Source organism: uncultured Streptococcus sp. (assembly GCF_963518475.1).
Lineage (GTDB): Bacteria > Bacillota > Bacilli > Lactobacillales > Streptococcaceae > Streptococcus.
Window position 1 is genome coordinate 1 of the sequence record NZ_CAUQJA010000023.1, and the last position, 15226, is coordinate 15226.

Here is a 15226-nt window from a genome sequence, read left to right on the forward strand (position 1 = left end):
ATCGAAGGTACTGCTCGTTCTATGGGATTCACTGTTGTTGACTAATCAATAACACAGTAGAAAATCTCACAGCAGTCTATTAGTTACTTTTCATACTAGGCAAGTGACTGAAGCTTGTACTTGGGTACAGCAAGGGAGCTTAACGAAGTAGGAAAAGAAAAATAATAGACTGAAAACCCGCAAGACTTCATCATTTCGAGGAGTGACGTGGGAGATGAAAATCGATTGAACCACTTACAAGGAGAATAGAAAATGGCTAAAAAAAGCAAACAACTTCGTGCTGCTCTTGAGAAAATCGACAGCACAAAAGCATACAGCGTAGAAGAAGCTGTAGCACTTGCAAAAGAAACTAACTTTGCAAAATTTGACGCAACTGTAGAAGTTGCTTACAACTTGAACATCGACGTTAAAAAAGCTGACCAACAAATCCGTGGAGCAATGGTATTGCCAAACGGTACTGGTAAAACTTCACGCGTTCTTGTTTTCGCACGTGGTGCAAAAGCTGAAGAAGCAAAAGCTGCTGGTGCAGACTTTGTTGGTGAAGATGACCTTGTTGCTAAAATCAACGACGGTTGGTTGGACTTCGACGTAGTTATCGCTACACCTGACATGATGGCTCTTGTTGGACGTCTTGGACGTGTCCTTGGACCACGTAACTTGATGCCAAACCCTAAAACTGGTACTGTAACTATGGATGTTGCTAAAGCAGTTGAAGAGTCTAAAGGTGGTAAAATCACTTACCGTGCTGACCGTGCAGGTAACGTTCAAGCAATTATCGGTAAAGTATCATTTGAAGCTGAAAAATTGGTTGAAAACTTCAAAGCTTTCAACGAAACAATCCAAAAAGCAAAACCAGCTACAGCTAAAGGAACTTACGTAACAAACTTGACTATCACAACTACTCAAGGTGTTGGTATCAAAGTTGACGTAAACTCACTTTAATCAGTAGTTTATATCAGAGAACGAGTACGAAAGTGCTCGTTTTTTTAGGTACGATGGGCATTCCGTTCATCTGAGGTGTAAGTCCTCTGCGGGTACCATATACTAGTAAATCCAAAAGTGATTCCCAAGCCTGACTATTGTGAGTAGCTGATCGAACGGCATTAGGATAGACTGTTTAAGTCTGACGCTGGAAATAAGAATCGGCAGAGAAAGAGATAGAGAAATCTTGGCTATACGAATAGGCACGTGATAGTAAAGCGTATATAACGGATAAGGAGGCCAGCAACTCTAAAGTACAAATATGTAGTCGTAACCTATATACGTAAACTACGTGAGCCATTGAATTCGAACTAGAGAGGTGATTAATAGATTTATGCTATAGTTATGGTAGCTTGTATGCTTTTGATTCTAGTTTATCAAATAATAGATTAGAATTGTCAGATAATATCATTTTATGTTATAATGAAGAAAAAATAGAGGTGTTCAAATGTCAGAAGCAGGTCATAAGTTTTTAGCAAAACTGGGGAAAAAACGCTTACGTCCAGGTGGAAAACGTGCCACAGATTGGTTAATTGCGGAAGGAAGATTTTCAAAAGAAAAGAGAATACTAGAAGTTGCGTGCAATAGGGGAACTACAGCAATTGAGTTGGCACAGCGTTTTGGTTGTAAGATAACTGCTGTTGATATGGATGGACAAGCCTTAGAAGTGGCTAAAAAATCTGCTGAAACGGCAGGTGTTGGTCATTTGATCAGATTTGAAAGAGCAAATGCAATGAAACTTCCTTATGAAGATGCTAGTTTTGATATTGTTATAAACGAAGCTATGCTGACTATGCAAGCCGATCAAGCTAAGAAAAAATGTGTAAAGGAGTATCTAAGGGTTTTAAAACCTGAAGGTCTTCTCTTGACACATGATGTGCTTCTTAAGGAAGCGAAAGAGTCTGTCAGACAGGAACTGTCACAAGCAATTCATGTAAATGTGGGTCCTTTAACTCAAGATGGTTGGGAAGAGGTGATGATAGAATCAGGTTATTGTGATGTGAAAGTATTGACTGGTGAAATGACATTAATGAAATTATCGGGTATGATTTATGACGAAGGTTGGCTAGGAACCTTGAAAATTTGTGTAAATGCTTGTAAAAAGGAGAATAGAAAGCAGTTTTTAACTATGTATAAAATGTTTAATAAGAATAAAAAGAACTTGGGCTTTATTGCTATGGCTAGTCATAAATCGTCAAATCGTTAGATAATCATTGAAGTTAACTTTTCCTTTTTTCTTTCTTAAAAAATATGCTATAATAGAGAGTAAAAACTTTGAAAGAAAGAAAAAGATGAATTTAAAAGATTACATTGCAACAATTGAAAATTATCCTAAGGAAGGAATTACCTTCCGTGATATCAGTCCTTTGATGGCTGATGGGAATGCTTATAGCTACGCTGTTCGTGAAATTGTTCAGTATGCCACTGACAAGAAAATAGACATGATTGTAGGTCCTGAGGCTCGTGGTTTTATCGTGGGCTGTCCAGTTGCCTTTGAGTTAGGAATTGGTTTCGCGCCTGTTCGTAAGCCAGGTAAATTGCCACGCGAAGTCATTTCTGCTGACTATGAAAAAGAGTACGGTGTTGATACCTTGACTATGCACGCGGATGCCATCAAGCCAGGTCAACGTGTTCTTATCGTAGATGATCTCTTGGCAACAGGTGGAACTGTTAAGGCAACAATCGAGATGATTGAAAAACTTGGTGGTGTTGTAGCAGGCTGTGCCTTCCTTGTTGAATTGGATGAATTGAACGGCCGTGAAAAAATCGGTGACTACGATTACAAGGTTCTTATGCATTATTAATGAAAAACAGTCCTTAGGACTGTTTTCTCTACATTAGGGTATAAAAGTAGACTATAGCTAGTTAGAGAAAAAGTATAATTGAAAACTATATCTTCTTGCAGTATAATAAAAGGACTAAATGTTTGAGATTTAGTTTCATACTCAATGAAAATCAAAGAGCAAACTAGGAAACTAGCCGCAGGTTGCTCAAAACACTGTTTTGAGGTTGTAGATGGAACTGACGTAGTCAGTATCCTACACATACGGCAAGGCAACGTTGACGCGGTTTGAATTTGATTTTCGAAGAGTTTCAAACATATGCAATGATTCCTGAAAAGTACAGTTAGGAGAGGGGTATGCCGATTCGAATTGATAAAAAATTACCAGCTGTTGAGATCTTACGGACAGAGAATATCTTTGTTATGGATGATCAACGTGCGGCCCACCAAGATATCCGTCCTTTGAAGATTTTAATTTTAAATCTCATGCCACAGAAAATGGTCACAGAGACCCAATTATTGCGCCACTTGGCTAATACGCCCTTGCAACTGGATATTGATTTTCTCTATATGGAGAGTCATCGTTCTAAAACAACTCGTTCAGAACACATGGAGACCTTCTATAAAACCTTTCCTGAAGTCAAGGATGAGTATTTTGATGGGATGATCATCACGGGTGCTCCAGTTGAGCATTTACCATTTGAGGAAGTGGACTATTGGGATGAATTTAAACAGGTGCTTGAGTGGTCTAAGACTCATGTCTATTCGACCCTTCATATCTGTTGGGGAGCTCAGGCTGGTCTTTATCTGCGCTATGGAGTGGAAAAATACCAGATGGACAGTAAGTTATCGGGTATCTATCCTCAGGACACCTTAAAGGAAGGTCATCTTCTCTTTAGAGGCTTTGACGATAGCTATGTATCCCCTCATTCTCGGCATACGGAGATTTCTAAGGAAGAGATCTTAAACAAAACCAATCTCGAGATTTTATCAGAAGGTCCTCAGGTTGGGGTTTCGATTTTGGCTAGTCGTGATTTGCGAGAAATTTATAGTTTTGGGCATTTGGAATATGACCGTGATACCTTGGCAAAAGAGTATTTTAGGGATCGTGATGCAGGTTTAGACCCACATATTCCAGAAAATTACTTTAAGGATGACGATGTTAATCAGACACCTTGTCTTTGTTGGTCTTCATCGGCAGCCCTCTTTTTCAGTAACTGGGTGAATTATGCGGTCTATCAGGAAACACCTTTTGACTGGAGAAAAATAGAAGATGATGTATCCGCATTTGGGTATTTATAAGAGGAATTATGACATATTTAGACGCTTTTAAATCAGGGAACTTGGTTTTACCGAGTGCCCTGCTCTTGCATTTTAAGGAACTCTTTCCTTCCAGCGATGATTTTCTGGTCTGGCAATTTTTCTATTTGCAAAATACGACAGGTTTGGAAGAAATGTCGCCAAGCCAGATTGCTGAAAGGATTGGCAAGGAAATTTCGGATGTTAATCAGGCCATTTCCAATCTGACAGAGAGGGGACTGCTTCAGTATCGAACGATTGAATTGAATGGTGAAATCGAATTGCTTTTTGATACTAGTTTGGCATTGGAACGTTTGGATGACCTGCTTGGAGCAGTTCATTCGAGTTCAGACCAGCTGACACCTCAAAACCAACTCAAGGATTTGGTAGAAACCTTCCAACAGGAGTTGGGTCGCTTGTTGACGCCTTTTGAGATTGAGGATTTGACCAAGACTCTAAAGGAAGATGGGATCAGTGCTGACTTGATTAAGGAAGCTCTTCGTGAAGCTGTTTTGAATGGAAAACAAAACTGGAAGTACATTCAGGCGATTTTGAGAAATTGGCGCCATGAAGGTATCAAAAGTGTGGCCCAAATAGAGGCCAAGCGGGCAGAGAGAGAAGCAAGCAATCCTCAGTTGACACAGGTATCGGCAGATTTTAGAAATGCCATGGATCTCTGGAAGGATTAATCGTTGGAAGCAGGCTTGAAATCCGAGTAAGATTTGCAAGCTGTGTCTAATTGTGATAAAATAAATAGAAAATAAATTGAAAAAAGAGGTATGTGAAATGTCACGTAAACCATTTATCGCTGGTAACTGGAAAATGAACAAAAATCCAGAAGAAGCTAAAGCATTCGTTGAAGCAGTTGCATCAAAACTTCCTTCATCAGATCTTGTTGAAGCAGGTATCGCTGCTCCAGCTCTTGATTTGACAACTGTTCTTGCTGCTGCAAAAGGTTCAAACCTTAAAGTTGCTGCTCAAAACTGCTACTTTGAAAATGCAGGTGCTTTCACTGGTGAAACTAGCCCACAAGTTTTGAAAGAAATCGGTACTGACTACGTTGTTATCGGTCACTCAGAACGCCGTGACTACTTCCATGAAACTGACGAAGATATCAACAAAAAAGCTAAAGCAATTTTTGCAAACGGTATGCTTCCAATCATCTGTTGTGGTGAGTCACTTGAAACTTACGAAGCTGGTAAAGCTGCTGAGTTTGTAGGTGCTCAAGTATCTGCTGCATTGGCTGGATTGACTGCTGAACAAGTTGCTGCATCAGTTATCGCTTATGAGCCAATCTGGGCTATCGGTACTGGTAAATCAGCTTCACAAGACGATGCACAAAAAATGTGTAAAGTTGTTCGTGACGTTGTAGCTGCTGACTTTGGTCAAGCAGTTGCAGACAAAGTTCGTGTTCAATACGGTGGTTCTGTTAAACCTGAAAACGTTGCTTCATACATGGCTTGCCCAGACGTTGACGGTGCCCTTGTAGGTGGTGCGTCACTTGAAGCAGAAAGCTTCTTGGCTTTGCTTGACTTTGTAAAATAATCAGTAGCAAAAGCTAGGTGGAACAGCATTCAGATGTCTGTTCCATTTTTTATAGGAGAGGAAAGATTGAAAACAAAGATTGGAAAAATTGGATTAGCAAGTATCTGTTTGCTCGGCTTGGCAGTTAGTCATGTAGCTGCAAATGAAACTGAAGTAGCAAAAACTTCGCAGGATGCAACGACAGTTTCAAGTAGTTCAGAGCAAAATCAGTCTTCTAATAAAACTCAAACGAGCGCAGGAGTAAAGACCAATGCTTCTGCCCACTGGGATGGGGATTATTATGTAAAGGCTGATGGTTCCAAAGCAAAGAGTGAGTGGATTTTTGATAACTACTATAAGGCTTGGTTTTATATTAAGTCAGACGGTCGTTATGCTCAAAATGAGTGGCAGGGCAATTACTACCTAAAATCAGGTGGTTATATGGCTAAGAATGAATGGGTTTATGATAACGCCTATAAGAATTGGTTTTACCTGAAGTCTGATGGTTCTTATGCTAACCAGGAATGGCATTCTGTTGGAGGTAAATGGTACTATTTTAAAAAATGGGGCTATTTAGCTAAAAGTCAATGGCAGGGAAGTTATTTCCTAAATAGTCAAGGTGCTATGATGCAAAATGAATGGCTTTATGATCCAGCCTATTCGTCTTACTTCTATCTCAAATCTGATGGCTCTTATGCTAATCAAGAGTGGCAAAAGGTAGACGGCAAGTGGTACTATTTCAAGAAGTGGGGTTACATGGCTCAAGATGAGTGGCATGGAAACTATTATTTGACAGGAAGTGGTGCTATGGCTACTGGTGAATTAGTCATGGATGATGCTCGCTATATTTTTTCTGACTCAGGTGAGTTAAAAGAAAAGAAAGACTTGAATGTTGGCTGGGTTCACCGAAATGGCAGACGTTATTTCTTTAACCATCGTGAAGAACAAGTTGGGACTGATCAAGTTAAAAAGGTCATCGATGTCAGTGAACACAATGGTCGTATCAGTGACTGGAAAAAAGTCATCGATGATAATGGAGTAGATGGAGTCATTGTTCGTTTGGGCTATAGTGGAACTGAGGACAAGGAATTGGCTCATAATATCCAAGAATTTAATCGTTTGGGCATTCCTTATGGTGTTTATCTTTATACCTATGCCGAAAATGAAACAGATGCTGAGAATGATGCTAAGCAGACTATTGAACTCTTGAAGAAATACAAGATGAACTTGTCTTACCCTATCTATTATGATGTTGAGAACTGGGAATATGGAAATAAGACTAAGAGAGCTCCAAGTGATACTGGAACCTGGGTCAAGATTATCAACAAGTATATGGCAACAATGAAGCAGGCTGGTTATCAAAACGTGAAAGTTTATAGCTATCGTCAACTTTTGCAAACTCGTTTGAATCATCCTGATATTTTACAACATGTTAACTGGGTTGCAGCCTATACGGATGCGCTTGATTGGAATAATCCTCATTATTCAGGAGAAAAAGGATGGCAATATACTTCATCTGACTCTCTTAAAGGGATTCGAGGACGTGTGGATGTCAGCGTCTGGTATTAAGATGTAAAACTGAGAAAAGAGTGTACATTTGTATGCTCTTTTCTTTATTTTATCTCTGTTAAGAGAGATTGAAAGTGACTGGGTTTCATTCTAAAAAATTCTTAAATTATCAGTCTATTGCAACTTTTCTCATGTGAGTCATTTGGCTTGCTATTTGTTTTCCTTAGTAGTATACTAAGGTAGTAATCATTAAGAAGTGGTTACAAATAATAATGAATGAGGTAAAATAAAATGGTAGAATTGAAAAAAGAAGCAGTAAAAGACGTAACATCATTGACAAAAGTAGCACCAGTAGCATTGGCAAAAACAAAGGAAGTCTTGAACCAAGCTGTTGCTGATTTGTACGTAGCCCACGTTGCTTTGCATCAAGTACACTGGTACATGCGTGGTCGTGGTTTCCTTGTATGGCATCCAAAAATGGATGAGTACATGGATGCTCTTGATGGTCACTTGGATGAAATCAGCGAACGTTTAATTACCCTTGGTGGCAAACCTTACTCAACTTTGACAGAATTCCTTCAACACAGTGAAATCGAAGAAGAAGAAGGAGAATTCCGTAACGTTGAAGAAAGCTTGGAACGTGTTCTAGCTATTTATCGCTACCTCATCACTCTTTTCCAAAAAGCTTTGGATGTGACTGACGAAGAAGGCGATGATGTTACAAACGATATCTTTGTTGGTGCTAAGGCTGAACTTGAGAAAACAGTTTGGATGATTGCAGCAGAATTAGGACAAGCACCTGGTTTGTAAGAAATAGAATAATCATATAAAAATCTGTAGGATTACTCTTACGGATTTTTTCTATTCTGTAAGCTATTCCAAACCAGTCTTTTTTTGAGTTTTTTGATAAAATAGTACTATCAGTGAAAAGGATGGAAGCATGACTAAGAAAATCGTAGCTATTTGGGCCCAGGATGAAGAGGGTGTGATTGGTAAGGACAATCGTCTGCCTTGGTATTTACCAGCAGAACTGCAACACTTCAAAGAAACAACTCTGAATCATGCTATCTTGATGGGGCGCGTGACCTTTGATGGGATGGGGCGTCGCTTGCTTCCAAAACGGGAGACCTTGATTTTGACACGTAACCCGGAAGAAAAGATAGATGGGGTTGCTACTTTTCAGGACATCCAGTCTGTTCTCGACTGGTATCAGGGTCAAGACAAGAATCTTTATATTATCGGTGGGAAGCAAATTTTTCAGGCTTTTGAACCCTACCTTGACGAAGTGATTGTGACTCACATTCATGCTCGTGTGGAAGGAGATACCTATTTTCCTGAAGAGTTTGACTTGTCTCTTTTTGAGACTGTTTCAAGCAAATCTTATACCAAAGATGAGAAAAATCCTTATGATTTTACCATCCAATACCGCAAGAGAAAGGAAGTCTAATGGAACGTAGTATATTTGGTTTTTTCACAGCCATGCTGTGTTTGGTCTGCTTACTTGCAGGAGCACAGGCTTTTCGTAAAAAGCGCTATGGACTTTCTGTCCTGCTCTGGTTAAATGCTTTTACCAATTTGGTCAATAGTATCCATGCTTTTTACATGACCTTATTTTAGATAGAATGACAGTATAGAATAGAACGGAAGGAAATCATGCCTACAAATAGGAATAATGATATGATGGTTTATTGCTCATTTTGTGGCAAAAGCCAAGAAGAAGTACAAAAAATAATCGCAGGTAACAACGCCTTTATCTGTAATGAATGTGTGGAGTTAGCCCAGGAGATCATTCGTGAGGAGTTGGCTGAGGAAGTCTTGGCAGACTTGTCTGAGGTACCAAAACCAATTGAACTCCTCCATATCTTGAACCACTATGTAATCGGTCAAGATCGTGCCAAACGTGCCTTGGCAGTGGCAGTTTACAACCACTACAAACGCATCAATTTTCATGATACGCGTGAAGAGTCGGAAGATGTGGATTTGCAGAAGTCAAACATCTTGATGATTGGCCCAACTGGTTCTGGGAAAACTTTCTTGGCCCAGACCTTGGCTAAGAGCTTGAATGTACCTTTTGCGATCGCAGATGCGACAGCTCTTACTGAGGCTGGTTATGTGGGTGAGGACGTGGAAAATATCCTCCTCAAACTCTTGCAGGCTGCTGACTTTAACATTGAACGTGCAGAGCGTGGCATTATCTATGTGGATGAAATTGACAAGATTGCCAAGAAGAGCGAGAACGTGTCTATCACACGTGATGTTTCTGGTGAAGGTGTGCAACAAGCCCTTCTCAAGATTATTGAGGGAACAGTTGCTAGCGTACCGCCTCAAGGTGGACGCAAGCATCCACAACAAGAGATGATTCAAGTGGATACTAAAAATATCCTCTTCATCGTGGGTGGTGCCTTTGATGGTATTGAAGAAATCGTCAAACAACGTCTGGGTGAAAAAGTCATTGGATTTGGTCAAAATAACAAGGCGATTGACGAAAACAGCTCTTACATGCAAGAAATCATCGCAGAAGATATTCAAAAATTCGGTATTATCCCTGAGCTGATTGGACGCTTGCCTGTCTTTGCAGCTCTTGAGCAATTGACGGTTGATGACTTGGTTCGTATCTTGAAAGAGCCAAGAAATGCCTTGGTCAAACAATACCAAACCTTGCTTTCTTATGATGATGTTGAGTTGGAATTTGACGACGAAGCCCTTCAAGAAATCGCCAATAAGGCTATCGAACGCAAAACTGGTGCGCGTGGTCTTCGCTCGATTATCGAAGAAACCATGCTAGATGTCATGTTTGAAGTACCGAGTCAGGAAAATGTGAAATTGGTCCGTATCACAAAAGAAGCTGTCGATGGAACGGATAAACCAATCCTAGAAACAGCCTAGAGGTGACTATGGAACTTAATACACACAATGCTGAAATCTTGCTCAGTGCGGCGAATAAATCCCACTATCCGCAGGATGAACTGCCAGAGATTGCCCTAGCAGGGCGTTCTAATGTTGGCAAGTCTAGCTTTATCAACACCATGCTGAACCGCAAGAATCTAGCCCGAACATCAGGTAAACCTGGTAAAACCCAGCTCCTGAACTTCTTTAACATTGATGACAAGATGCGCTTTGTGGATGTTCCTGGTTATGGCTATGCCCGCGTTTCCAAGAAGGAACGTGAAAAGTGGGGGAGCATGATTGAAGAGTATTTAACGACTCGGGAAAATCTCCGTGCAGTAGTCAGTCTAGTTGATCTCCGTCATGATCCATCAGCAGATGATGTGCAGATGTACGAATTTCTCAAGTATTACGAGATTCCGGTTATCATCGTTGCGACCAAGGCGGACAAGATTCCTCGTGGTAAGTGGAATAAGCATGAATCATCAATCAAAAAGAAATTAAACTTTGACCCAAGTGACGACTTTATCCTCTTTTCATCTGTCAACAAGGCAGGGATGGATGAGGCTTGGAATGCAATCTTAGAAAAATTGTGAGGAAAAGAAAATGGCAAAAACAATTCATACAGATAAAGCTCCAAAGGCTATCGGGCCTTATGTTCAAGGAAAAATCGTTGGCAACCTTTTGTTTGCTAGTGGTCAAGTTCCTCTCTCTCCTGAAACTGGGGAAATCGTTGGAGAAACGATCCAAGAACAGACAGAACAGGTCTTGAAAAACATCGGTGCTATTTTGGCAGAAGCGGGAACTGACTTTGACCATGTTGTCAAAACTACTTGCTTCTTGAGCGATATGAACGACTTTGTTCCTTTTAATGAGGTTTACCAAACGGCCTTTAAAGAGGAATTTCCAGCTCGTTCAGCTGTGGAGGTAGCTCGTCTTCCTCGTGATGTAAAAGTCGAAATCGAAGTCATCGCAGAGATTGGATAAGCTAGTTGAAGTTTGGTGTTGCCAAACTTCTTTTGATATAAGGAGAAAAAGATGACAAAGAAACAACTTCACTTGGTGATTGTGACAGGAATGAGTGGTGCAGGGAAAACAGTTGCCATTCAGTCCTTCGAGGATTTAGGTTATTTTACCATTGATAATATGCCACCGGCTCTCTTACCTAAATTTTTACAGTTGGTGGAAACAAAGGAAGATGACCATAAGTTGGCTTTAGTAGTGGATATGCGTAGTCGTTCTTTCTTTTCAGAGATTCAAGCTGTTTTGGATGAGTTGGAAAATCAAGATGATTTGGATTTCAAAATCCTCTTTTTGGATGCAGCCGATAAGGAATTGGTCGCTCGTTACAAGGAAACCAGACGGAGTCACCCATTAGCAGCAGATGGACGGATTTTGGATGGAATCAAGCTAGAACGTGAGCTCTTGGCGCCTTTGAAAAATATGAGCCAAAATGTGGTGGATACGACAGAACTCACTCCACGTGAACTGCGTAAAACCATTGCAGAGCAGTTTGCGGATCAGGAACAAGCCCAGTCTTTCCGTATCGAAGTCATGTCTTTTGGCTTTAAATATGGAATCCCGATTGATGCAGATTTAGTCTTTGATGTCCGATTCTTGCCAAATCCCTATTATCTTCCAGAACTGCGTAATCAAACGGGTGTGGATGAACCAGTTTATGACTATGTCATGAATCATCCTGAGTCAGAAGACTTTTATCAACATTTATTGGCCTTAATTGAGCCGATTTTGCCAAGTTACCAAAAGGAAGGTAAGTCCGTTTTGACCATTGCCATGGGATGTACGGGTGGACAACACCGTAGTGTGGCCTTTGCTAAACGCTTGGCGCAGGACTTATCCAAGACTTGGCCTGTCAATGAAGGGCATCGCGACAAAGACCGAAGAAAGGAAACGGTAAACCGTTCATGAGAAAACCAAAGATAACGGTGATTGGTGGAGGTACTGGGATCCCTGTCATTCTAAAAAGTCTGCGGGAAAAAGATGTGGAAATCGCTGCTATCGTAACGGTGGCAGATGATGGTGGTTCTTCAGGTGAACTCAGAAAAAATATGCAGCAGTTGACACCGCCAGGTGATCTTCGCAATGTCCTTGTGGCCATGTCGGATATGCCTAAGTTTTATGAGAAAGTCTTTCAGTATCGCTTTTCTGAAGATGCGGGAGCCTTTGCTGGCCATCCATTGGGAAATCTCATTATTGCAGGTCTGTCAGAAATGCAGGGTTCGACCTATAATGCCATGCAGTTGCTGAGCAAATTTTTCCACACAACTGGGAAGATTTATCCTTCCAGTGACCATCCTTTGACCTTGCACGCAGTCTTTCAGGATGGGACAGAGGTGGCTGGAGAGAGCCATATTGCAGACCATCCAGGTATGATTGACCACGTCTATGTGACCAATACTCTCAACGATGATACGCCTCTGGCCAGTCGTCGAGTAGTGCAGACCATTCTTGAAAGTGACATGATTGTCCTCGGACCTGGTTCTCTCTTTACCTCTATTTTGCCCAATATCGTTATTAAGGAAATCGGGCAGGCGCTTTTGGAAACCAAGGCAGAAATCGCCTATGTCTGCAATATCATGACCCAACGTGGGGAAACGGAACACTTTACAGATAGTGATCACGTGGAAGTCTTGCATCGTCACCTTGGTCGACCTTTTATCGATACCGTCTTGGTGAATATCGAAAAAGTGCCTCAGGAATACATGAATTCCAATCGCTTTGATGAATACTTGGTGCAGGTAGAACATGATTTTGCTGGTCTTTGTAAGCAAGTTCCGCGTGTGATTTCATCCAACTTCCTTCGTCTGGAAAATGGTGGTGCCTTCCACGATGGGGATTTGCTCGTGGATGAGTTGATGCGCATTATACAGGTGAGAAAATGAGTTTCACAGTAGCAGTAAAAGAAGAAATCCTGAGTCAGCACCATCTAAGTCGGCATGAATTATCTGCCATTATCAAGATGTCTGGTAGCATCGGTCTCTCAACTTCAGGCTTGACCTTGTCTGTCGTGACAGAAAATGCCAAACTGGCCCGTCACCTCTATGAGTCCTTTCTCCATTTCTACGAAATCAAATCGGAAATTCGCCACCACCAAAGAAGTAATCTTCGGAAGAATCGAGTCTATACTGTTTTTACAGATGAAAAGGTACAGGACTTGCTGAGTGATTTGCACTTGGCAGACTCCTTCTTTGGCCTAGAAACAGGTATTGACGAGGCGATTTTATCGGATGAGGAAGCAGGCCGTGCTTATCTCTGTGGCGCTTTCTTGGCAAATGGGAGCATTCGTGACCCCGAGTCAGGTAAGTACCAGTTGGAAATCAGTTCTGTTTATCTGGATCACGCGCAAGGGATTGCTTCTCTTCTCCAGCAATTTTTACTGGATGCTAAGGTGCTTGAGCGCAAGAAGGGGGCGGTGACCTACCTCCAGCGTGCCGAAGACATTATGGACTTCTTGATTGTCATCGGAGCTATGCAGGCGCGTGATGATTTTGAGCGAGTAAAGATTTTGCGAGAAACCCGTAACGACCTCAATCGGGCCAATAATGCTGAAACAGCTAATATCGCTCGGACAGTTTCTGCCAGCATGAAGACTATCAACAATATCAGTAAAATCAAAGATATCATGGGATTAGAAAATCTGCCAGTGGATTTGCAGGAAGTAGCGCAGTTGCGGATTCAGCACCCAGACTACTCTATCCAGCAGTTAGCAGATAGTCTCAGCACTCCCCTTACAAAAAGTGGTGTCAACCACAGACTCAGAAAGATAAACAAATTAGCCGATGAGTTATAAAGATATAAAACACCTCTTTCTTGACAATTGAATAGAGCATGTGAGATAATAAAGAGGAATTGAGAAGTTCTAGCATTTTAGTGCTAAAACAGAAATCCCCTCGGTACTGCAATACCGAGGGGATTTTTTCTGGGTTAGATAGCACTAACCAGGAAGGTTACTTATCAAAGTGATCGTCTAACCAACGAGTCACCAGCCATGAGATGATACTCTCGATGACTGCAATAAGTACTATTTTGAGAAGTTCTAGCATCTGTAATACCTCCTTTTCCAAGGCGTATCGTTAGTGCCATCGTTATTATATCACATGCTCTATCAATTTGATAGGACATTTTTGCTTTTTGAAAAAGAGGGGGAAAGGTATGAGCTAACCAGATTGTATATGAACTATAAAACCACGAATCGTAGGACTCGTGGTTCTTTTCTTATAAACTGGTTGAGTGTTTTGGTTGTACTTTCTGCTCAGGGTCAATGTAGTTGATGGCATTGTTGACAGCAGTTGGTGCTTCTCCCAGTCCTGTCGCAATTAAGTCAATTTTTCCATCATAATAGCAGCAGTCACCGATAGCATAGATACCTGCTAGGCTAGATTCCTGTTTACTGTTGACGATAATCTTGTGGCGGTTGAGGTCCAGACCCCAGTTTTTGAGGTTACCGACAGAAGACTTGAAACCATAGTTGACAAAGAGGTGGTCTATGTCAATCGTTTCGGTTTCATCAGATTTAACTTTTGTGATTTCCAACTTGTCAAGCGTTTTTCCATCTCCAAGGAGTTGGCTAGGAACGAATGGTGTCTTGATGGATACAGATGATTCTTGTAAGGCTTGAACACTGTGCTCCAAGGCGCGGAAATTATCTCTGCGGTGAACAAGGGTAGTTGGTGCAATTTTTTCAAAAGCCAAAGCCCAATCCACAGCCGAGTCTCCTCCACCAAGAATCGTCACTTTCTTACCAGCGTATTGCTGGATGTTGGAAACGTGGTAGTGGATATTTTCATAGCCTTCAACGCCTTCTAGTTCCAGCGGACGTGGTTTAAAGGCACCGCCACCCATAGCGATGATAACAGTTTTAGACAGGTGACTTCCTTTAGAAGTTGTGATGACAAAGCCTTCTTCTTGTTTTTCAATCTCAAGAACTGTTTCGTTGAGATGAATAGGGGTATCAAAGCCATTTAATTGCTCGATTAGACGGTTAGTCAATTCTTCTCCAGTCAGGTTTGGGAAACCTGGAACGTCGAGGATTTCCTTTTCAGGATAGAGAATAGCAGGTTGTCCACCTAGTTGGGGAAGAGAGTCGATGATTTGGACCTTGGCTTGGCGTAGGTGGGCATAGAAGGCTGCAAAAAGCCCGACAGGACCACCACCTACAATGGTAATATCATAGAGTTGAGACATGGTTTCTCCTTTGTTTTTTCTAGTCAGTTTATTTTATCA

Annotated in this window: 17 protein-coding genes; 16 read left to right on the plus strand and 1 reads right to left on the minus strand. The window is 41.3% G+C overall.

Annotation, left to right across the window (positions count from 1 at the left end; genetic code table 11):
- The first annotated feature begins 252 nt into the window (after positions 1-252).
- From rplA to whiA, 16 genes are all read left to right on the plus strand, one after another.
- Entirely contained in the window at positions 253-942 is a 690-nt protein-coding gene (gene rplA, locus RYK12_RS08480) for a 50S ribosomal protein L1 (RefSeq protein ID WP_001085675.1), read from the plus strand.
- 487 nt (positions 943-1429) lie between these two features.
- Positions 1430-2188, plus strand: coding sequence for a class I SAM-dependent methyltransferase (locus RYK12_RS08485; RefSeq protein WP_261014953.1), 759 nt, complete (start codon positions 1430-1432; stop codon positions 2186-2188).
- Positions 2189-2273: 85 nt separating this feature from the next.
- On the plus strand, positions 2274-2786 hold the full coding sequence (locus tag RYK12_RS08490; protein WP_001049318.1) for an adenine phosphoribosyltransferase: 513 nt from the start codon (positions 2274-2276) through the stop codon (positions 2784-2786).
- A 335-nt stretch (positions 2787-3121) separates the two neighbouring features.
- Positions 3122-4066 (plus strand): homoserine O-succinyltransferase, encoded by a 945-nt coding sequence (metA, locus tag RYK12_RS08495; protein ID WP_261014954.1) that lies wholly within the window; start codon positions 3122-3124, stop codon positions 4064-4066.
- A gap of 8 nt (positions 4067-4074) precedes the next feature.
- Entirely contained in the window at positions 4075-4752 is a 678-nt protein-coding gene (locus RYK12_RS08500; protein WP_314848448.1) for a DnaD domain-containing protein, read from the plus strand.
- Positions 4753-4849: 97 nt separating this feature from the next.
- Complete coding sequence (tpiA, locus tag RYK12_RS08505) at positions 4850-5608, plus strand: triose-phosphate isomerase (protein ID WP_261020914.1); 759 nt, start codon at positions 4850-4852, stop codon at positions 5606-5608.
- 33 nt (positions 5609-5641) lie between these two features.
- Positions 5642-7156, plus strand: a complete 1515-nt coding sequence (gene lytC, locus RYK12_RS08510) for a choline binding-anchored murein hydrolase LytC (RefSeq protein WP_314848451.1) — start codon at positions 5642-5644, stop codon at positions 7154-7156.
- A gap of 231 nt (positions 7157-7387) precedes the next feature.
- On the plus strand, positions 7388-7906 hold the full coding sequence (locus RYK12_RS08515; RefSeq protein ID WP_023943677.1) for a DNA starvation/stationary phase protection protein: 519 nt from the start codon (positions 7388-7390) through the stop codon (positions 7904-7906).
- 130 nt (positions 7907-8036) lie between these two features.
- The gene (locus RYK12_RS08520) at positions 8037-8543 is read left to right on the plus strand and encodes a dihydrofolate reductase (RefSeq protein WP_314848453.1); all 507 of its coding nucleotides are present in this window, start codon (positions 8037-8039) and stop codon (positions 8541-8543) included.
- Positions 8543-8713, plus strand: a complete 171-nt coding sequence (locus tag RYK12_RS08525) for a hypothetical protein (RefSeq protein ID WP_000442260.1) — start codon at positions 8543-8545, stop codon at positions 8711-8713. The genes RYK12_RS08520 and RYK12_RS08525 overlap by 1 nt, the downstream gene beginning before the upstream one ends.
- A 36-nt stretch (positions 8714-8749) precedes the next feature.
- Positions 8750-9982 (plus strand): ATP-dependent Clp protease ATP-binding subunit ClpX, encoded by a 1233-nt coding sequence (gene clpX, locus RYK12_RS08530; protein ID WP_012972566.1) that lies wholly within the window; start codon positions 8750-8752, stop codon positions 9980-9982.
- A gap of 8 nt (positions 9983-9990) precedes the next feature.
- On the plus strand, positions 9991-10578 hold the full coding sequence (yihA, locus tag RYK12_RS08535) for a ribosome biogenesis GTP-binding protein YihA/YsxC (protein ID WP_314848455.1): 588 nt from the start codon (positions 9991-9993) through the stop codon (positions 10576-10578).
- A gap of 10 nt (positions 10579-10588) precedes the next feature.
- Positions 10589-10969 (plus strand): RidA family protein, encoded by a 381-nt coding sequence (locus RYK12_RS08540; RefSeq protein ID WP_001140420.1) that lies wholly within the window; start codon positions 10589-10591, stop codon positions 10967-10969.
- 51 nt (positions 10970-11020) lie between these two features.
- Positions 11021-11911, plus strand: a complete 891-nt coding sequence (gene rapZ / locus RYK12_RS08545) for an RNase adapter RapZ (RefSeq protein WP_125393243.1) — start codon at positions 11021-11023, stop codon at positions 11909-11911.
- Complete coding sequence (locus RYK12_RS08550) at positions 11908-12885, plus strand: YvcK family protein (protein WP_042901353.1); 978 nt, start codon at positions 11908-11910, stop codon at positions 12883-12885. The genes rapZ and RYK12_RS08550 overlap by 4 nt, the downstream gene beginning before the upstream one ends.
- Entirely contained in the window at positions 12882-13793 is a 912-nt protein-coding gene (gene whiA / locus RYK12_RS08555) for a DNA-binding protein WhiA (protein ID WP_173307189.1), read from the plus strand. The genes RYK12_RS08550 and whiA overlap by 4 nt, the downstream gene beginning before the upstream one ends.
- 425 nt (positions 13794-14218) lie before the next feature.
- Here the strand turns inward: whiA and RYK12_RS08560 are convergent, their stop codons facing one another.
- Complete coding sequence (locus RYK12_RS08560) at positions 14219-15187, minus strand: NAD(P)/FAD-dependent oxidoreductase (protein WP_314848456.1); 969 nt, start codon at positions 15185-15187, stop codon at positions 14219-14221.
- Positions 15188-15226 lie beyond the last annotated feature (39 nt).